The sequence below is a fragment of the Bacillus sp. MC1252 genome, assembly GCF_056838025.1.
This window is the reverse complement of record NZ_CM166369.1, coordinates 1,202,396-1,221,913: the sequence shown is the minus strand read 5'-3', so window position 1 is coordinate 1,221,913 and position 19,518 is coordinate 1,202,396. Positions and strand designations below refer to the sequence as shown.

The 19,518-nt window shown below is 43.8% G+C and carries 20 protein-coding genes; 2 read left to right on the top strand and 18 right to left on the bottom strand.

Translation table 11 applies throughout. From position 1 onward, the window contains the following. Positions 1 to 7 precede the first annotated feature (7 nt). From ACYH0L_RS06105 to proG, 4 genes are all read right to left on the bottom strand, one after another. A complete protein-coding gene (locus ACYH0L_RS06105) occupies positions 8 to 970 on the bottom strand; it encodes an ABC transporter permease (RefSeq protein WP_230031124.1) in 963 nt (320 codons plus the stop codon). Then, the gene (locus tag ACYH0L_RS06100) at positions 967 to 1,902 is read right to left on the bottom strand and encodes an ABC transporter permease (RefSeq protein ID WP_099727493.1); all 936 of its coding nucleotides are present in this window, start codon (positions 1,900 to 1,902) and stop codon (positions 967 to 969) included. Before ACYH0L_RS06100 ends, ACYH0L_RS06105 begins: the two co-directional genes overlap by 4 nt. 18 nt (positions 1,903 to 1,920) lie before the next feature. Then, the gene (locus ACYH0L_RS06095) at positions 1,921 to 2,745 is read right to left on the bottom strand and encodes a M55 family metallopeptidase (protein ID WP_099727494.1); all 825 of its coding nucleotides are present in this window, start codon (positions 2,743 to 2,745) and stop codon (positions 1,921 to 1,923) included. 189 nt (positions 2,746 to 2,934) lie between these two features. Continuing rightward, complete coding sequence (proG, locus tag ACYH0L_RS06090; RefSeq protein WP_230031123.1) at positions 2,935 to 3,759, bottom strand: pyrroline-5-carboxylate reductase ProG; 825 nt, start codon at positions 3,757 to 3,759, stop codon at positions 2,935 to 2,937. Positions 3,760 to 3,928: 169 nt separating this feature from the next. Between proG and ACYH0L_RS06085 the strand changes: the two genes are divergently transcribed. Beyond that, positions 3,929 to 5,251 carry a S1C family serine protease gene (locus tag ACYH0L_RS06085; RefSeq protein ID WP_482354425.1) on the top strand — a complete coding sequence of 441 codons (1,323 nt, stop codon included), beginning with the start codon at positions 3,929 to 3,931 and terminating at the stop codon, positions 5,249 to 5,251. A 36-nt stretch (positions 5,252 to 5,287) separates the two neighbouring features. On the opposite strand, the gene ACYH0L_RS06080 is transcribed toward ACYH0L_RS06085, so the two are convergent. After that, positions 5,288 to 6,241: a ring-cleaving dioxygenase gene (locus ACYH0L_RS06080; RefSeq protein WP_099727497.1), complete on the bottom strand. Its 954-nt coding sequence runs from the start codon at positions 6,239 to 6,241 to the stop codon at positions 5,288 to 5,290. Positions 6,242 to 6,570: 329 nt separating this feature from the next. Here ACYH0L_RS06080 and ACYH0L_RS06075 point away from each other — a divergent pair, with 329 nt between their 5' ends. Continuing rightward, positions 6,571 to 7,896, top strand: a complete 1,326-nt coding sequence (locus tag ACYH0L_RS06075) for an APC family permease (protein ID WP_327925395.1) — start codon at positions 6,571 to 6,573, stop codon at positions 7,894 to 7,896. A gap of 12 nt (positions 7,897 to 7,908) precedes the next feature. On the opposite strand, the gene ACYH0L_RS06070 is transcribed toward ACYH0L_RS06075, so the two are convergent. The 13 genes from ACYH0L_RS06070 to ACYH0L_RS06010 all read right to left on the bottom strand — a co-directional run bounded on the left by ACYH0L_RS06070 (position 7,909) and on the right by ACYH0L_RS06010 (position 19,480). Next, on the bottom strand, positions 7,909 to 8,238 hold the full coding sequence (locus ACYH0L_RS06070) for a bh protein (protein WP_230031120.1): 330 nt from the start codon (positions 8,236 to 8,238) through the stop codon (positions 7,909 to 7,911). Positions 8,239 to 8,301: 63 nt separating this feature from the next. Continuing rightward, on the bottom strand, positions 8,302 to 9,258 hold the full coding sequence (locus ACYH0L_RS06065) for a sugar-binding transcriptional regulator (protein ID WP_099727500.1): 957 nt from the start codon (positions 9,256 to 9,258) through the stop codon (positions 8,302 to 8,304). Between the two features lie 93 nt (positions 9,259 to 9,351). Further along, the gene (locus ACYH0L_RS06060) at positions 9,352 to 10,137 is read right to left on the bottom strand and encodes an SDR family NAD(P)-dependent oxidoreductase (RefSeq protein WP_482354482.1); all 786 of its coding nucleotides are present in this window, start codon (positions 10,135 to 10,137) and stop codon (positions 9,352 to 9,354) included. Further along, entirely contained in the window at positions 10,115 to 10,816 is a 702-nt protein-coding gene (locus ACYH0L_RS06055; protein ID WP_230031118.1) for an SDR family NAD(P)-dependent oxidoreductase, read from the bottom strand. Before ACYH0L_RS06055 ends, ACYH0L_RS06060 begins: the two co-directional genes overlap by 23 nt. A gap of 25 nt (positions 10,817 to 10,841) precedes the next feature. Next, on the bottom strand, positions 10,842 to 12,224 hold the full coding sequence (lpdA, locus tag ACYH0L_RS06050; protein WP_482354424.1) for a dihydrolipoyl dehydrogenase: 1,383 nt from the start codon (positions 12,222 to 12,224) through the stop codon (positions 10,842 to 10,844). Between the two features lie 12 nt (positions 12,225 to 12,236). Continuing rightward, complete coding sequence (locus tag ACYH0L_RS06045) at positions 12,237 to 13,559, bottom strand: dihydrolipoamide acetyltransferase family protein (protein ID WP_230031116.1); 1,323 nt, start codon at positions 13,557 to 13,559, stop codon at positions 12,237 to 12,239. Positions 13,560 to 13,576: 17 nt separating this feature from the next. Next, complete coding sequence (locus tag ACYH0L_RS06040) at positions 13,577 to 14,557, bottom strand: alpha-ketoacid dehydrogenase subunit beta (protein ID WP_099727521.1); 981 nt, start codon at positions 14,555 to 14,557, stop codon at positions 13,577 to 13,579. Positions 14,558 to 14,588: 31 nt separating this feature from the next. Beyond that, positions 14,589 to 15,572 carry a pyruvate dehydrogenase (acetyl-transferring) E1 component subunit alpha gene (gene pdhA, locus ACYH0L_RS06035; RefSeq protein ID WP_099727505.1) on the bottom strand — a complete coding sequence of 328 codons (984 nt, stop codon included), beginning with the start codon at positions 15,570 to 15,572 and terminating at the stop codon, positions 14,589 to 14,591. A 182-nt stretch (positions 15,573 to 15,754) separates the two neighbouring features. Continuing rightward, positions 15,755 to 16,786, bottom strand: coding sequence for an alcohol dehydrogenase catalytic domain-containing protein (locus ACYH0L_RS06030; RefSeq protein WP_099727506.1), 1,032 nt, complete (start codon positions 16,784 to 16,786; stop codon positions 15,755 to 15,757). Then, positions 16,783 to 17,229 (bottom strand): hypothetical protein, encoded by a 447-nt coding sequence (locus ACYH0L_RS06025; RefSeq protein WP_099727507.1) that lies wholly within the window; start codon positions 17,227 to 17,229, stop codon positions 16,783 to 16,785. Before ACYH0L_RS06025 ends, ACYH0L_RS06030 begins: the two co-directional genes overlap by 4 nt. A gap of 58 nt (positions 17,230 to 17,287) precedes the next feature. Beyond that, entirely contained in the window at positions 17,288 to 17,566 is a 279-nt protein-coding gene (locus ACYH0L_RS06020) for a PTS sugar transporter subunit IIB (RefSeq protein ID WP_003212259.1), read from the bottom strand. A 19-nt stretch (positions 17,567 to 17,585) separates the two neighbouring features. Further along, entirely contained in the window at positions 17,586 to 18,959 is a 1,374-nt protein-coding gene (locus ACYH0L_RS06015) for a PTS galactitol transporter subunit IIC (RefSeq protein ID WP_099727508.1), read from the bottom strand. Between the two features lie 53 nt (positions 18,960 to 19,012). Beyond that, positions 19,013 to 19,480, bottom strand: a complete 468-nt coding sequence (locus ACYH0L_RS06010; protein WP_099727509.1) for a PTS sugar transporter subunit IIA — start codon at positions 19,478 to 19,480, stop codon at positions 19,013 to 19,015. Positions 19,481 to 19,518 lie beyond the last annotated feature (38 nt).

Here is a 19,518-nt window from a genome sequence, read left to right as displayed (position 1 = left end):
AGCGCCATCACCTCTTCATCTTTGGATCAAGCGCATCTTGCAAGCCATCACCTAAATTGTTAAAACAAAACATCGTCAGTGAAATAAAAAATGCAGGGAAGAACAAACGCCACCAGTGACCATTGTCTGACAGGACAGTCGGCAGAGCATCATTGGCCATCACGCCCCAGCTTGCAAATGGCGCCTGGATTCCTAAACCGAGAAAGCTTAAGAACGCTTCAGCAAATATCGCTGTCGGCACAGTCAGAGTCATCTGAACGATAATCGGCCCCATCGTATTCGGCAGTAAGTTCCGGCGGATGATTCGCAGGCTTTTTGCACCAAAGGTTTTCGAGGCAAGGACATATTCCTGGCTTTTCAGCTGAAGAACCTGACCTCTCACGATTCTCGCCATTCCAATCCACCCTGTGACGGTGAGTGCTACAATAATGGTGACAAGCCCGGGCCCCATGAGCACCATCAATAAAATGACGACGAGTAAATAAGGAAGACCGTAGAGTACCTCGACGATTCGCATCATGACATGGTCATATCTCCCGCCCTTATAGCCCGCAATACCGCCATAAATCACGCCGATGGCAAAATCAATGAGGGCTGCCATCACGCCTACAAATAACGAAATGCGTGCTCCGTACCATGTACGCGTGAACACATTTCGTCCAAGCTCATCCGTTCCAAACCAGTGAGCAGCCGAGGGCGGTAGATTTTGCATCGAAAGCCGCTGCTCTGTCACATGATTTGGGGCAAGCAGTGGACCTAAGACCGCCATCATAAAAAGAAAAATCAGCACCGATAGACTAAACATCGCGAGCTTATTTTGCTTTAGCCGTCTCCATGTATCTGCCCAGTACGAAAGAGAGGGTCTTTTAATGGCATGGGCTTCGGTCTTCTTTTGCTCTCTAGGAGAAAACCATTCATCCGGCACTTCATGGTTTCGGTTTGGTTGATCGTGCTGAAGGTGTACGCTCATGCCTTTCCTCCTTTCTGATGCAGCTGAATCCTTGGATCAAGCAGACGATACGCCACATCTACAATGAAAAGAAGTGTGATTAAGATGATGCTGTAAAAAACAGTGGTACCCATGATCACAGGGTAATCACGGTTGTTAATACTCTCGACAAAGTATTTTCCCATTCCAGGAATGGCAAATATTTTTTCAATGACAAAACTTCCTGTTAAAATACTTGCGACAAGTGTTCCAAGAATGGTCACAACGGGTAAAAGCGCATTCCGAAGTGCATGTTTAAACACAATTTTAAAAGGAGAAAGTCCTTTCGCTTTGGCAGTGCGAATATAGTCCTGCGTCAGTACTTCAATCATGCTCGATCTCGTTAACCGGGCAATAATAGCCATTGGACCGACAGCCAGTGCGATTGTAGGAAGCACCATATGCATCGGACTTGTCCACATCGCTGTGGGGAAGAGCTTCAAATTCACAGAAAGCTGCTGAATTAATAAGGTAGCAAAGATAAAGTTTGGAATGGATATTCCGAAAACAGCAATGGTCATGGCGATATAATCAATCAAACCATTATGCCGGAGGGCAGCCATGACCCCTAGCAGGATGCCAGAGATGACAGCAATCAAAATTGAGATAAGACCAAGTTCTAATGAGACTGGGAAGCCTCTCGCCAATAGATCATTGACGCTTTCAGAGGGCTTTTTAATGGAAGGACCAAAATCAAAGGTAACGATGGATTTTAAATAGATGACATATTGAACATAAAGTGGTTCGTCTAAGTGATAGTAGCTTTCGAGGTTTCGCTGGACGGTTTCGTTTGTATTTCGTTCTTCATTGAAGGGCGATCCTGGAATGACCTTCATCAAAATAAACGTTAAAGTCGTAATGGTTAAGATCGTGGCAATCATTGCAATAAAACGCCTGAGCAAAAAGCTGGCCATCTGCTGTCTCCCCCTCGCTTAACAAAATGTTGTACGTGCGGCAAGCTCTGTCATGACAAGCATCGCTTGGTAGGCTTCTAATATATTTTTTGCTTGATACGTCACCGTCGTCGTCCCTTCTATGATGGCAGTACCCGGCATTAAATTCGCCCATTCGGCTTGTCCATAATTGGCGAACTCAATCTTGAGCAGCGGCTGATCAGGAGGCGTCAGCGGCTTTATTTGATGAATCTGTTTCATTGCAGCTTCCACTTGCTGCGAGATTTGTTTATTTACTTTGGCTGGGGTTAAGCATTTCACAGCAGATCTTGAAATGGTTTCTTTCACTGCAACTGTTTTCACGCCAGGCAACAGCTTTTCTGCTTCAAGTGCTGCTTGATCGTCTCCGCATACAAGGATCACCGGAACACCATAATAGCCTGCGACATACGCATTAAAGCCCATTTCACCAATTGGATGATCATTTATGTAAAAATGTCTGACACCAAAAATCATACTGTGGGACATCACACCTTTCATTGATGCCCTCGCATGGTAGCCTAAAAAAACAGCTGCATCATACGTTTGATCTAATCCTTGAACCATTGAATAAGGTTTTACATCGCCTGATATGAGGGCTGCCTCTTCATGCAGTTCTTCGATCAAGAGATTATTCATTTTAGAATGACTGTCGTTGACCAAAATATCGGTTGCACCATGCCCAAGAAGAGCCTCTACACAGGCATTCACTTCATCTGTCATGATTTTTCTGCCCCGCTCATAATTGTGCTGACGGGCATCGACAAATGTATGATCAGCTAGACCAGTAATACCCTCCATATCGACAGATACATAGAGCTTCATCTCCATCCCCCTTTAATTAAACTTAAAATTTGTTTATATTTTTCTAAATTTTCTAAAAAATTATATGAGAACTTGTTTGATTTTTCAATACATTTTCTAAAAATAAGGAGTTTAGACTCATCTGCTACAGGTCAAAAGAATAGAAAGTAAAGGATTTTTTTAACAAATAAAACACCACTAACTATGTCTTTAGTGGTGTTTATTTGCTTCGTCTATCTGCGATTTCAGCTGATCGTATTTCTTCATGGTTTGTGTAAATAAGTCATCAAACATCTGCGGTGCCTGCTTTTGAATGACCGCAGCGCCTTCTCCTGTAATCCCGCCTTTTGTCGCCACCCTATTGACCGTTTCAGCGAATGTGAGGCCGTGTTCTACAAGGACTTGGCCTGTGCCTAAAAGCGCATAAGTTAAAAATTCATATGCTTCCTCTAAGGAAAGCTCACTATTTCTCACAGCGGCTTTCGCCATTTCTTCAAAAATAGCAGCGATAAAACCAGGAGAAGAGCTTGTCAAATTACTCGCCGCATCAAACCGGTCTTCCTCCACTTCCCGGACGATGCTAAAGGCTGAAAGCAGACGGTTCAAACGTTTTTTCTCTTCATCCCCTACGGTTACACCATGCGCAACTAGCGATACGCCCGTCCCAACGGCTGAAGTCAAAGTTGGGATGTATCTGGATACTGGTTGATTCGTATGCTGCGTTAATTTATCTAACGTCACAGCCGCTGCCACTGACACAATATGTATCGCTTTCTTTGCCGGGTGCAGCTGATCCAGAACGTCAAGTACAGCAAGCGGCGGCACACAGACAAACAGAACATCACATGACGCAGAGAGTTCATCTAATGAGCAGATGTTTACATCATCGTGCTTCTCTTTGAGCTGATGCAGCCGCTCCGTTTCACTTCTTGTATGGATCATGAACTGACGGGCATCTAGCACCCTTTTTTCCAGCCATTTTTGTACCATCATATCAGCCATGCTTCCATATCCAATGATTCCGATTGTCTCCACAGTTTAATCTCCTCTATTTTGCTTAGATTCACTACTTATTTTAACAATTTCCCACAATGTTTTCATTTTTATCCCACATTTTTTTCTTACGATAAAGTCAGTATCCACCACATACCGTAAAACACCTTGAACACATACATGTAAAAATTGATGAAAGAGAGTGATCCGAATGACAAATTACAAAGATGAAAAACAACCTTCTTATGAATTACAAACAATCGAACAACCACAAAAACCGAAGAAGAAGCCGAGTGGCTGGTTTAAGCCGTTCGTAAGCGGCATTGTAGGCGGCACGTTAGCATTAGGTGTCTACGTCCTCACGCCATATGCTCAGCACTCAGAAAGCAGTAGAGCAAATAAATCGTCAACAAAAACAGAAGCTGTATCAACAAATGATACAAACGCCAAAACGTCAAAAACGACAGCCGTACAAACATCGAATTCATCAAGCAGCATCTCAAGCATGGTCGAAAATGTATCACCAGCCATTGTCGGCATAACAAACTACCAAACGCAAAGTCAAACGGCAGCGGGTTTTGGCGATGTCAATACGCCTTTCGATGAATCACAGCAAAATCAAAACAAAAGCAGTCAAGAGGAAGAGACTGGTACAGGCTCTGGGGTTATTTTTAAAAAATCCGGCAGTAAAGCCTATGTCTTAACAAACAACCATGTCATTGAAGGGGCAAACAAACTGACGGTCTCCTTGCACGATGGCAAAACCGTTGAAGGAAAATTGGTCGGTGCAGACCCGCTGACTGACCTAGCGGTTGTAGAAATTAGCAGCAGCAATGTCACGAAGGCTGCGACATTAGGCGATTCTTCTTCACTTCGAGCTGGAGAAACTGTCATCGCGATCGGAAACCCGCTTGGCGAAGATTTATCAAGAACCGTGACGCAAGGAATTGTCAGCGGTGTCGATCGAACCGTCTCTATGAATACATCAGCTGGCGAGAGCAGCATTAATGTCATTCAAACAGATGCAGCCATTAACCCCGGCAACAGCGGCGGACCGCTTTTAACAACAGACGGAAAGGTTGTGGGAATCACGAGTATGAAAATCTCTGAAACAGGTGTTGAAGGAATTGGATTCGCGCTCCCAATAAATGATGTCAAACCCATCGCCGAACAGCTTCTCGCAAAAGGAAAAATTGTGCGTCCTTATATCGGCATTAGCATGCTGGATCTTGAACAAGTCCCAAATGTTTATCAGAAAGAAACACTAGGACTCAAAAGCAGTCAGCTGGATAAAGGCGTGTACGTCAAAGATATCGCCGCCGGCTCACCTGCTGCAAAAGCTGGATTAAAATCAGAGGATGTCATTACCGCCATCAATGGCAAGAAAGTAAAAACCGGCAGTGAATTACGACACAAGCTTTACACGAATGCAAAAGTAGGAGACGCGGTGAAGATCACACTCATTCGAAACGGAAAAGAAGAAACAAAACAGGTCACATTAACGCAATCGGAATCAAAGGAAGTAAGCTCCTAACGAAAAAGCAGCCCATTAATTTGAGCTGCTTTTTGATCATGACTGGATTGGGGTTAATCGTTGTTCAATTTCTGCTCGTTTGTGCTCTAGAAATGGCGGAAGTGCTAGCTGATCACCAAGCTCATCCACTCCTTCATCTACTGTAAACCCAGGGCCATCTGTTGAAATTTCAAACAAAATACCATTTGGCTCTCTAAAGTAAAGTGCTTTGAAGTAGAAGCGTTCCACAACACCAGAGTTCGTGAAGCCTGCTTTTGATATTTTGTCATGCCATTTTTCCAGCTCCTCTGCATCCTCCGCGCGAAAGGCTACGTGATGCACACTTCCTCTGCCGGAACGCTCAGAAGGTCCTTCAGTTTTTTCGATCACATGAATTTCTGTTCCAGCACCGCCATTTCCTGACTCAAAAATGGTCACGATCTCACCGTCATTTGATTGTTCACGTGCCCTTTCAGTGAAACCAAGGATATCCGTTAAGACGCTGATCGTTTTTTCTGCTTTTGCAACTGTTAATTCTACTGGGCCTAAACCTCTAATCGCAAAATCTGCAGGAATATCGTCATGTACTGGCGGTGAACCTGCCTCATGTCCGTTCGGTTCTACTGTCAAAAATAGTTGCTGCCCTTCTGGATCTGTAAATCGCAAGGCAGGTCTGCCGCCTCTTAAGGAAGCTGTTTCTTGCTGCACGCCTTTTTCTTCAAACCGCTTTTCCCAAAATGAAAGTGCTTCTTCAGAAGAAACGAGAAGGCCTGTGCGTGTGATGGCATTTGTTCCTTCCAAACGTCTGGCCAGCATTGGAATTTCAAAGAATGTGAGCTCCGTTCCTGGTGAGGCGACCTCATCTCCATAAAACAAGTGATACATAGAAGGGTCATCCTGATTGACTGTTTTCTTCACAAGTTTCAAGCCAAGGATTCGGCGGTAGAAATCAACATTTTTCTGAGCATTGGCTGTTAGTGCAGATACGTGGTGAATCCCATTTATTTTCATTATTTTCACTCCTATTTCAAAATATCTCGAATTCAAGATAATATCCTTATGAATAAAATAGGTCATTTTTCAAGAAAAGTCAACCGTTTGGCTGCACGTTTACTGTATGTTCGGTTTTCGCCCTTTAAATTAACATTAAAACGAAAATAATCTTATATCGTTCGTTTTTAACACAACATTCACCCTAATATCTCCAATAAATAAACACTTTTAGAGACAAATACGAAAATCAGAAAATTTTTTTAATTCTTGTTTTCCTAAAATCGTATTACAATGAACAAAATACATGTCACAGTAACGTACGAAAGTGATGCAGGAGGTCGTGTGTAATGAACAAAGAACAACCAGCGTTAAAACAAGACATCGGCTTATTTTTTGCCCTATCTCTTGTCATCGGGACCATTATCGGGTCAGGCGTCTTTATGAAGCCAGGCAACGTCCTTTCCTATTCAGGAAGCTCCGACATCGCATTATTTGCTTGGCTGTTAGGCGGGATATTAACCCTTGCAGGCGGACTGACTGTCGCCGAAATTGGTACACAAATCCCGCGAACCGGCGGTTTGTATGCTTATCTTGAAGAAGTGTACGGTGAATTTTGGGGCTACTTATGCGGCTGGGTGCAAATTATCATTTACGGACCTGCCATTATTGGTGCTCTTGGTCTTTATTTTGGTTCATTATTAGCCAATTTATTTTCTCTTTCTTCTTTATGGTCTACAGCCATTGGCATTATTACGGTTCTATTTTTATGTGTCATCAACATAATGGGAACGAAATACGGTGGGTTTGTACAAGGGCTAACCACGATCGGAAAGCTTGTCCCGATTGCCGCTATTATTGTGTTTGGCTTATGGAAAGGAAATGAAAACATCTTCACGGCTGTCAACGACAGTATCGCTCAGATGAACTTCGGTGCGGCGGTTTTGGCTACATTGTTTGCCTATGATGGCTGGATTTTGCTTGCAGCGCTTGGCGGTGAAATGAAAAACCCAGAGAAACTGCTTCCTCGAGCGATGGCAGGCGGGATTTTAATTGTCACAGCCTGTTATCTCTTTATTAATGTGGCACTTTTGCACGTATTACCAGCTAATGATATCGTTCAGCTGGGTGAAAATGCGACAAGTACTGCTGCTACGATGCTCTTTGGTCCAATTGGCGGTAAAATCATTAGCATTGGGATCATCATTAGTATCTTTGGCTGTTTGAACGGAAAGGTTCTTTCATTCCCTCGTGTGATTTTTGCGATGGCAGAACGAAAACAAATCCCTTTCGCCAAAGCCATTTCACGTATACATCCTACCTTCCAAACACCTTGGGTCGCTGTATTTGTGCAAATTTTGATCGCCATTGTATTTATGATCGTCAGTAATCCTGAGAAGCTGTCAGAGGTTTCGATTTTCATGATTTATATCTTTTATGTGATGGCCTTTTTCGCTGTATTTAAGCTAAGAAAACAAAACAGCGGAATGAAGCGCGCTTATAGCGTACCACTTTATCCGCTGACACCGATCATTGCGATTATTGGCTCTTTATTCGTCTTAATCAGCACGATGATCACGGATTGGAAAAGCTGCCTTTTCTCCATGCTGATCGGATTGGCTGGACTGCCTATTTATTATTATATGAAAAAGACAAAAAATAAAGCAGAGCGCTAAATAGCCTCTGCTTTATTTTTTATATTGCTTGATCACTTTGTATGATTCGTTTAAATATCTCATGAGCCGGTATGGCTTACTTAGAACGCGAATTGGGAGCCTTGAGATAAAGCCATTCAGATTCGCCTTATATTCCTGCGTCACCCGCTTCGGCTTTGTGGCAATTTTTTCGTAAACTTCTTTGTAAAATTCCTTCATGATGTCGACTTTCACACTGATCTTCTGATGACACTCTGTACACTCTACGCTTTTCATCTGATCATTCACATAAACGATGCTGTGGAGGGTCTCTTCTTGGCACCGAGTACAATGTAGGTTTGCTTCCATTTCGGTTTGCTTCAAGATACACAGCTCCTTTCTCGTTTGATGTTGCTCTTTTTATACAATACGATCACTGCCAGCCGTTTATTGGACTGATGCTTCCTTTAAAATGGCTGCCGCAGTCTGTTCGTCTGTCACCAGCACTTGAATGAAGCCGCCATTTAAAGCCCCTAAAATACTTTCAGCTTTATGGGTTCCTTCCACTACAGCAATGACTTTTTCGACGCTCTTTAATTGTTCTAACGATAATCCAATGACTTTCTGGTTCAGTTCATCTTGGACAGGTTTACCTTCACCATCAAAGAAGCGAAAACCAATATCACCGACAGCTCCTGATTGTCTTAAACCAGATAAATCCTCTTCTTTTAAATAACCGACTGTTTTTAAAGTAGAGCCTTTATGCGGGTTACCAATACCGATGAGGGCAATATCCACGTTTCGGCCTTCTTCAAGCACAGCTTCTATATCCTGCATTGCCATAAGCCGCTCTTTTAATTCTTCTGTTTCTAAAATTGCCGGGGCATATAAATAGGAACACGTGCCATTCATTTTCTTTGCCAGCTCATATGCCAGCTGATTGGCATGAATGTCGACTGCCTGCCTGCCCATCCCGCCCTCTAAAGGGATGACTTTGACTTCGTTTCTTCGTTCAAACGGATATTCTTTCACAAGCTCAGCAAGCGTGGTCCCCCAAGAAATGCCGATTTTCTCAGCATCTTTCATGTTTTTAGAAAGATAATAGGCTCCTGCCTGACCGACTGCCCGCTTGACCATCTCAGGCATTGTCCCGACACTTGGGACAACGACAGCATCTGTTAATTGAAAGGTCGTTTCTAGCTGCTTTTCCAGTTCCACCGTATGAATGCTTTCGTCTTTAATGTACACTTCAACGATTCCCGCATCTTTTGCTTTTTGTAGAAGTTTTGAAATGACTGGCCTTGAGACATTTAGCTTTTTTGCAATCTCCTGCTGCGTCCACCCGTCTGTATAATAAAGATGAGCAACCTTGACGAGCTGTCGTCTTTCTTCCCAATTCAGCATGTGACATCATCCTTTTAATATACTATGATTCCCAGTATACCAAACATTCGTTTCTAATTGGAACAATTGTTATGAAAATGACAAAAAGAGCGATCAACTCTCCGCTCTTTTTCCCTCGGTATATTTCGGCTGATACGTTCTCCCGCCATCTAACAGGATAATCTGTCCGTGCAAATAGCTTCCCTCGTCACTTGCGAGAAATAAAGTGAGTTCTGCGATATCCTCAGGTTTTCCTAATCTCCCGACAGGAATGAGCGATTGGAGCTGCCTTTTCTCCTCCTCAGTAGAATAAAGGGTATCAAGCATTTGAGATTCAATGACGCGGGGTGCAATCACATTAATGCGCACATGATGTGTGCCTAATTCCTTTACGAGCGAACGCATCAGGCCAAAAGCACCTGCTTTGGACGCGTAGTACTGAATACCGCCGCCAGATCCTGTCATCGCAGATCCTGATCCAATAATGACCATACTGCCTTCTTGCCGCTCACATAAATAGGGTGCCGAGGCTTTAATGCAATAAAAAAGACCATATAAATTTACAGCCAGCGTCTTTTTCCAAAGCGAAAAATCAACTTCTAAAAAAGGAAGTGATTTCGTCATCCCTGCTGAATACACAAGATGATCAATGCCGCCTAGCTCCCTTGCAGCTGCTGACATCATCTGCTGAACACTTTCCCACGATGAAACGTCAGCTTGAAGCGTCAGCAGCTGAGGATGCTGTTTTTTGAAGAATGAAAGTCGCTGTTCATCTATATCTGACACAGCAACACGATGCCCTTCTTTTAAAAAACGCTCGGCAATTTCTTTCCCGATCCCTTGGGCTCCACCAACGATAAGAACTGCTTTTTGATGATTAGCCAGCGCTCTCACCTCCATCAAGCATAATCGCTGCTCCATCTGTAAATGCCCCATACGAGGTACTTAAGAACACCGTCATATGAGCCACAGTCTCCTTGATTTGCTCTGTGTCAGGAAGCAAATGGAGAGGAGGCGGCAATAGTGCCAGCACCCGGATGCCTTTGTCTTTAAATTCTCGCGCTAAACCTTTTGTCATGGCATTCAGCACACTATTCGATGTAGCATGTGACATCCCGCCATCACCTGTTATACTGCCTGATGACGATATATTAATGATACAGCCTTGCTTATGGTCAACCATGTGCCATACAGCGGCTTGACTGGAAAGAAAAGCTGTATTTACGGTCGATTCCACTTCATCCACCCATCTATCAGGACTTACGCCGGCAAGCTCCGCGCCCGCTTTTTGCTGTGCTTGATTGACCAAAATATCAAGCTTGCCGCATGTATCAATTACTTGCCTCATCATGTTCGTCGCATCACGCGGTGTCTCAAGTGGATTCATGATGATACTGGCTTTACCGCCTATTTTTTGAATCTCTTTACTAATGGTTTTTGCCTTTGATTCATCATGAAAAGTGTGTATAAAAACATGTGCACCTGCCCGGGCTAAAGCCAGGCAGATGGCTTCTCCAAATCCATCTGTGCTATCTGTTACAAGTGCCGCTTTCTGATGAAGCTGGGCGTGCACATGCATCTCCTCCCTATCACTTGTTTGGCATTTATTTTCTCAGCTTGCTCACGATATGAAGGGCTGCTTCATAAAAGCCTTCTGAGATGGTTGGATGCGGATGAATCATTTTAGCCATCTCTTCTGCTGTCCCTTCTAAATACATAAATGAGGAAGCTTCTGAAATCATCTCTGTTACGTGCGGACCAACCATAGTGGCGCCAATAACTTCCCCATATGCTGTGTCGTACACCAGTTTAATAAAGCCTGTTTGAACACCTGCCGCCAATGCTTTTCCGCTTGCGGCTAAATCGAATCGTTCTGCCCGCACGTTAAGCCCTTTGGCTTTCGCCTCTTTCTCTGTAAGCCCAACACTCGCCACCTCTGGTAATGTATAAATACACCTAGGTACGATGTCAGCATTCATTTTTTCAGGCTCGCCGCATACATTGCTGACCGCAACGGCTGCCTCTGCCATCGCCGCATGAGCTAGCTGATAGCCGCCGGCAACATCACCAACCGCATATACACCTTCAGCACTTGTCTGCATCTGACCGTTTACTTTGATAAAAGGACCATCCAACTGAAGATCAAGCTGGCTTACAGCTGATATATTAGGTCTTCTCCCTACACAAACGAGCAGTCTTTCAGCCGTAAAGATGTGAGTCTCTCCTTTATCATCTGCTGCATGAACCGCTTTGACTCCTTCGCTTTCTGTCACCTCTGCCACAGTGGTTTTCTTTGCGATATGAATCCCTTTTTTCTTCAATTCTCTTTCTAGCAGTTTAGATGCTTCTTCATCCTCTTGCGGAATAATGGACGGAGCCGCTTCAATAATCGTGACTTTTGATTGTAGACTCTGGAAGATGCATGCGAGCTCAAGACCAATGACACCTCCGCCAATAATGACGACAGAAGCAGGAATATCCGGGATGTCAAAGATCGTATCACTTGTATCAAAATGAATCTCTTTGAGCCCCGGAATTGGCGGTATGGCAGGTGAAGATCCGGTCGCAATAATGAGCTCTTTCGTTTCAATCGATTCTGATCCGTCTTGCTTTTCAATCTCAATCCGATGCTTTGTGACAGCTGTACCTCTGCCGTTATATACATCAATCTTTCCTTTCTTTATTAAAAAGGCGATTCCGCCTCTGAGCTTTTCAATGACATCATTTTTACGCTTTCTCATTTTTTCGAAGGAAAGGACCAAGTCTCCTGTTTCGATTCCCCAGCTTTTCGCCTTCTCAATTGATTCAATGACTTCTGCATGTTTGAGCAGTGTCTTTGAAGGGATACAGCCTCGATTTAAACAAGTACCACCTAGAAAATCCTCTTCAATTAAAGCGACCTTTCGTCCGCGCTCCGCTGCTTGAAGGGCAGCAGTATACCCGCCAGGCCCTCCGCCAATGACTGTCAGATCATACGTTTTCGTCATCCGATTCATCTCCTACATTAGCAATTCAAATGGTTGTTCAAGCACTTTTTTGAGATCTGTTAAAAAGGCAGCCGCTGGTGCACCATCTACCACTCGGTGATCAAACGATAAACTGACTCCCATCATTGACCGCACCTGAATTTCTCCGTCTATGACAACAGGTTTTTCTTGAATGCGTCCAACACCTAAGATCGCCACTTCTGGCTGATTAATAATCGGGGTAAAGGTATCAATGGCATACATGCCTAAGTTACTAATGGTAAATGTCGACCCTTTCAGCTGATCTGGCAGCAGTTTTTGATCACGTGCGTTTCGGCCAATTTCTTTTGCCTCTTTTGTCAGCTGTTTTAATCCTTTTTGATTCGAATGAGAAATGACTGGAACCATTAAGCCGTCTTTCACAGCAACAGCTAGACCAATGTGCACATCCTCATGGAAATGGAGCTCATTTTGTTCAAACGTCATATTGATTTGCGGGTGGCGCGTAAGGACATTGCTGACTGCATGAATGATGATTTCAGTAAACGACAATCTGTAGCCTGTCTCTTTTTCAATCGCCGGCAATAGCTGCTTGCGCACTTCTTTCGCTTTTGTCATATCGATTTCACTTGTTAATGTAACGTGCGGTGCTGTAAAGGCACTTTGTGACATGCGATCAGCGATCACTTTTCTCATGCCAGCTAGTTTTTGTGTTTTCACTGGAGCAGAGTCTGCATTTTGTACAGCTGCTGCTTTCACATCACTCTTCATGATTTTTCCGTGAGCGCCAGATCCAGCAATTGCCGCTAAATCGATTCCTTCACGAGCAGCCACTTTTCCTGCAAGCGGTGACACACGCTGATCTTTCTTATCAGTATGGACGACTGCTTCGACATCCCGCTTTTGAATTCTCCCTTTTGGTCCTGTGCCAGATACCTCGTGAATCGGCACATGGTGATCTTTCGCCGTTTTTCTCGCCGCAGGCGTGGCACGGACTTTTTCAGCAGAGATCTTTTCGGCTTCAGTAGAACCGGATGAAGCAGATTCTACTGATGATTCGCCGCTGCCCGAGGATTCTTCATCTGCTTGTTCAGGCGGCTCGCTTGGCACCTGTTCATTTGCTTCTCCGATATAGCCAATGACAGCATTAACAGGAATTTGATCATCGGCTTCATAGTATTTCTTCAGAAAAATGCCATCATCATAGGCTTCCACCTCGATATTGATCTTGTCTGTCATAATTTCAAAAAGAGGCTCACCGATTTCAACCGAATCTCCTTCTTCTTTCAACCATTGAAGCAAGGTGCCGATCTCCATCGTACTGCTTAGCTTCGGCATAAATATCTCTTTTGGCATGATCTTCTCCCCTTTATTTAAGAGCGCACAAGCTCTTTTGCTGCTTCAATAATATCTGGCACTTGTGGAATGACCGCTTTTTCAAGCGTTGGGTTATAAGGTATTGGTACCGCAAGACCGCCAAGTCGTTTAATAGGAGCATCTAGGTAGTCGAAGGCTTCACTTTCCGCTATCATACTCGCAATCTCTCCGCCGTATCCGCCTCGTTTCACCGCCTCATGAACAACGATACATTTACCCGTTTTCTTCACAGATTCGATAATGGTTTCTTCATCTAAAGGTACGAGTGTTCTTGGATCAATGATTTCAACATCGATTCCTTCTGCTTCTAATTCCTTCGCCGCTTCTAATGCTTTATGCACCATAATAGCTGTTGCTACAATCGTGACGTCCTTCCCGCTTTTTTTCACATCCGCTTTCCCTAAAGGAATCGAATACTGCTCTTCTGGCACTTCACCGATTGTTTTATATAAAAGCTTATGCTCGTAGAAAATAACAGGATTGTCATCATCCATTGCTGCCTTTAAAAGTCCCTTTGCATCATAAGCCGTTGAAGGCTGGACCACCTTTAATCCCGGGATATGAGCCATCCACGCTTCTAAACTTTGTGAGTGCTGAGCCGCAGCACCTGTTCCAGAGCCTGCTGGTGTTCTCACAACAAGCGGCACCTTTCCTTTTCCGCCAAACATGTAGCGTGTTTTGGCCGCTTGGTTGACAAGCTGATCCATAGCGATGGTGATAAAGTCAGAGAATTGAAGTTCTAAGATCGGACGCATGCCTGTCAAAGCAGCCCCGACTGCGCCCCCTGCGATGGCAGCCTCTGAAATTGGCGTATTGCGTACGCGCTCTGGACCGAATTCTTCAATCATGCCGCGCGTAACCCCAAAAGCGCCTCCATATACGCCGATATCCTCACCTAAAATGAAGACATCTTGGTTTTCTCTCATTTCCTGACTCATAGCCTCTCGAACGGCTTCTAAATATGAAATCTCTCTCACTGTTGTTTTTGTCACGTGATTCCCCTCCTAATTAGGCGTATACATCCTCTAATAGTGTGTCAATTGACGGTTCTTTACTGTTTTTAGCAAATTCAACAGATGCTTCGATCTCCTTCTTCGCTTCTTCCTGTAAGTTTGCTGCCTGCTCCTCTGTCAAAACATTTAGATCAATTAAGAGTGACTTAAAGCGTTTGATTCCGTCTTTTTGTCTCCATTCCGTTTCTTCTTCACGTGTACGGTATTTTTTCGCATCACTCTTTGAGTGGCCCTTCCAGCGATACGTTTTCATTTCAATGAGTGATGGACCTTCTCCAGCTCTTGCACGGCTCACCGCTTCATCTACTGTGTTCATGATTTCGACCATGTCATTTCCATCGACGGTTTTTCCTGGCATCCCGTAGCTCTTTGCTCTTGTTGAAATGTCTTCAATGTTGATCATTTCTTTCACAGGTCCAGACATGCCGTATTGGTTGTTTTCACAAATAAACACAACAGGTAAATCCCAAATAGATGCAAGGTTTAACGCTTCATGGAAGCTGCCTTCATTTGTCGCACCATCTCCGAAGAAACAAAGGACAACATAGCCTTCCTGCTTCATTTTAGATGTCAGCGCTGCGCCTGTTGCAAGCGGGATACCGCCGCCAACGATGCCATTTGCTCCAAGATTCCCTTTTTCTAAGTCGGCAATATGCATCGAGCCGCCTTTTCCTTTGCAATAGCCGGTTTCACGTCCAAACAGTTCAGCCATCATTTTATTGACCTCTGCACCTTTTGCAATACAATGTCCATGTCCACGGTGTGTGCTGACGATCTTATCTTCATCTTTTAACACGGCAATAGAGCCAACAGCTGACGCTTCCTGTCCAACACATAAATGAGTCGTTCCATGAATGAGTCCTTTTGCAAAGAATTGATCGACCTTTTCATCAAAATATCGGACTAACCACATTTGTTTATATAAATCTGCTAATTTCTCATGACTAATCTGTTCAGGCAAAGTGATTTGTTTTTGCATTTCTTCTCTCCCCTTTACATTTGTTCTTATGTGTTACATTTGTAATTATCATACGTTTAAGTGTCATTGAAGTCAAGCATTTCCGTTTCATTTTTAAGCGTTTTCATTTTTTATCAGAAAAAAAGAGAAAGGCAAAGCCCTTTTCCAAAGAACTTCTCTTTCTCTTTCAATCTCATACGTTCTCATTCATCTGGATACATCATGATTTTGACGCTCTCACCTTCAGGGTGCCTCGCGCATTCTATCGCCTGAAGCAGCTGACTTAAAGGATAGCGATGCGTCACCATCTTCTCTGTGTGAACCACCTTCGCCTTCAGAAGCTGAAGCGCTTCATCATAATGATACGGATGCGAAGAATAGGCCCCCACTACCTTGACTTCATCATGGAAAAATCGCTCAGCCGGAATGGAGACATCTCCTTTAGGAAAGTGCGCAAATACCAAAATCGTCCCGCCTCTAGCTACAGCTTGAAACGCCTCTTTTAAAAGCGCACTGCTCCCAACAGAAATGATGACGAGATCTGCCCCTTTTCCATCTGTTTCTTTCATGACCCGTTTTTCCACTGGCTCAGATGCTGGATGAAAAGCGACGTCTGCACCTAAATTTCTCGCTTGAAGCAACCGGTTCTCATTCACATCCGTTATCATCACTTTCTCAGCTAAATAATATTTGGTGAGCTGTAATTGAATGCAGCCAATTTGACCCGCTCCAAGGATCAGTACAGAATCTCCAGGATGAACAGGCGCTCGTTCAAACCCATGCAGGCAGCAGGCAACTGGTTCGACCATGGCTCCTTGCTCATATGAGACGCCATGCGGGAGCTTGCCCATTGTGTGCTTTACATGTAAAGCAGGAACACGGATATATTCTGAAAAACCGCCTGGCTCTACATTTGTAGCTGAAAACTGGGCACACATTGTATAAAATCCTCTTTGACAAAAGTCACAGGTGAAACAAGGGACATGATGTGCCACGTACACCCTGTCTCCCGTATGGACATTTGTCACGTGACTGCCCGTTTCGACAATATCACCAGCAATTTCATGTCCTAGCACCGTCCCAGGAGGTACCGTCTCATGTGTTGCTTTGTAAATATCCGTCCCGCATAAGCCGCAGGCACGCATCCTTAAAAGAACTTCATCATCACCAATCGCAGGCCGCTCCCTCTCCTCATAACGAATGTCCTCTGAAGAATAAAAGACAGCTGATTTCATGTAGCTGCATCCTCCTTTTCATCACACTTCGCAAGACCGTGTAAAGTTTGAACAAGCTGCTTGTATTCACTTATCTCACTTGATATCCAGTAACGTCCTCCGAATATTCGCGCCTGCCCCACTCTGACATATACTTTCCCGATATGGGGATATGGCTTTAAAAACAGTTTTCCTTTGATATCGGAAACAGCATATGTGTGCCATCTGCCAAAAGCACCTATCTTCAGCTCATCTCCACTAATGATGACGTTCGTCGGCTGATTCAGTCCCGTGATGCTAGAAAGCATCAGAATAGGTAGCGTATAAACACCTAACACAGCTAACGGTTCAGGTCCTGCCGACATTAAGGTATAAAGAGACCAGAGAAAAAACAGACAGATGAGCAGGGCCGGAAGAAAAATAGAAAACACCGCAGACGTTCGGCTATAAGCATGCTGCTGCATAAGACTCCCTCCTTTCAGGTGACATGGAAGGAGCTACAAAAGCTCCTCCATGCAAAGTTTACTTAATATGATCAATGATTTTCTCAATATCATCTTCAATGCCAAATCCGGTTAAAAAAGATAATGTTTGAATCACAGGAGTTCCTTTTGTATCACTTACAGGCGTTGTCGTTACAATTAAATCGGCGCCCTCCGCTTTTTGCGGTACTTCAGATGCCTTACACTGTTCAACCACGACATCGTATCCTTTTTCCTTTAGCGTCTCTTCTACCTTTTTTGCAACAACCGTTGATGTTGCAACTGCTGTTCCGCACGATACCAATATTTTCTTTGCCATAAGAATCCCTCCAGCTTGTTTATTGGTCTTTCTGATCTAAGCCCATTTCTTTTGCATACTGCTTTTTAATATCATTTCGCACCCAGTACCATAGAAGCGCATAAGCCAGTGCACACACAATCGCTGCAATAAAGTAAGGGTTGCTCGGATCAAGAAGTCTCACCATGATCCAAGGAATGACGTGAGAACCTAAATCAATACCTGAAATCATGTTTGCCCCTTCTGGGAAATCAAAGCCTACTGCTTTACCCATTGTTGTCGCAAGTGGTGCGAGATTCGTTGCGATGAAGAAGACAATCATTAATGTAAAAATACTGTTAATGAGGCCGCGAATAATATTTCCACGAGCGGCTGCTACTGCCCATACAACCGTAAATGGCAGAACCGATAAATCCGCAAATGGCAGCATGCCATTGTAAGGAAGAACAACAGCGAGCAAAATCGTAATCGGCACCATCAAAAGGGCTACAGCCATATTCGCCGGATGACCGATCACAATCGCTGTATCTAAGCCAATATAGACATTTTTTCCAGGGAAACGCTTTTGAATATAAGAACGAGCGCCCTCAGAGATTGGAATAAGTCCTTCCATTAACAAGGCAACCATTCTTGGCATTAACACAAGAACTGCTGCCATTTGAATACCAAGAGTCATGACGCCTTTCGCATCATAGCCGCCAAGAAGACCAATAATGATACCAAGTATGAGACCCATCACAAGCGGCTCGCCAAAAATGCCAAAACGTTTCTTCAATGTTTCTGGATCAGCATGAATTTTGTTTAAACCAGGGATTTTATCAATGACGCGGTTTGACGCATACATAAGCGGCGCGAAGTTGACCGTTTCAGCATGAGCCATCGATACGCCTTTTAATCCGAAATGGTGTTCAATTGTTGGCGCCGTCCAATCGGCTAATTTAAGCGTAATTGCAGAGACGATCAAGCCAACGGCAAGGGCCAAGAACATATTATGATAAGCGTAGTAAGTAACAGAGGCTGCGAAAATCAAATGCCAGAAATTCCAAATATCCACATTCAGTGTTTTCGTAAAATTAACGGACAACAAGATGACATTTAACAAAAGCACAAGAGGAATCATCAAAGGGGCAACAGGTGTACCAAATGAAATGGCAGCTCCAATCGGCCAGCCGACATCCAAAATATCGAGCTTTAATCCAAGGGAATTGACCATGGCTTTTGCTGCTGGTCCAAGACCGCTCACGAGCAAATTAATGACAAGGTTGACACCGACAAATCCAATTCCGATTGTGATACCGGCTCGGAAAGATTTCTTAAAGCCTTGCCTTAAAATCATACCGAAAATCGTCATAATAATCGGGAGCATAATAGTTGGCCCAAGGTCTAATATAAAATCGACGGCTTGCTTGATCATACATCCACCTCCTGAATTTTTCAGATAAAGCGCTTACATTCTTTCGTAAAAGACTATTGGTTTAATTCTTGTTGAAGGACATCAACAGCTTCTTCATTCGATGTCATGAGAGATAGCTTATTCATCACTTCTTCTTTTCTAAAAAGCGCCATGAGCTTTTCTAACATCACAAGCTGCTTACTAGGTTCAGAGATTGCAAGGACGAATACAATTTTGGCTTGCACTGTTTCATCACGGCTTCCCATCTTATGAAAAATGACAGGTTCCTTTAAAGTCGCTACACTGATCGCCGGTTTGTTCACATGTTCAGGATCTGTATGCGGAATAGCCACTCCAAAGGTCGCAAGAGGCAAGCCTGTAGGATATGTTTTTTCTCTTTCAAGCACTGCTGGTAGAAAGCTCGATTTAATATAACCCCCAGCTTCTAACCGTTCTGCTAAATATGCGGTCACCTCCTCTCTCGAAGATGCATCGTACTGCAGCTCAATTAGTTCCTTATCTAATTCAAACAAGTTATTCAAACAATCACCTCTTTCATTTGATGTAAATATGAACAAAT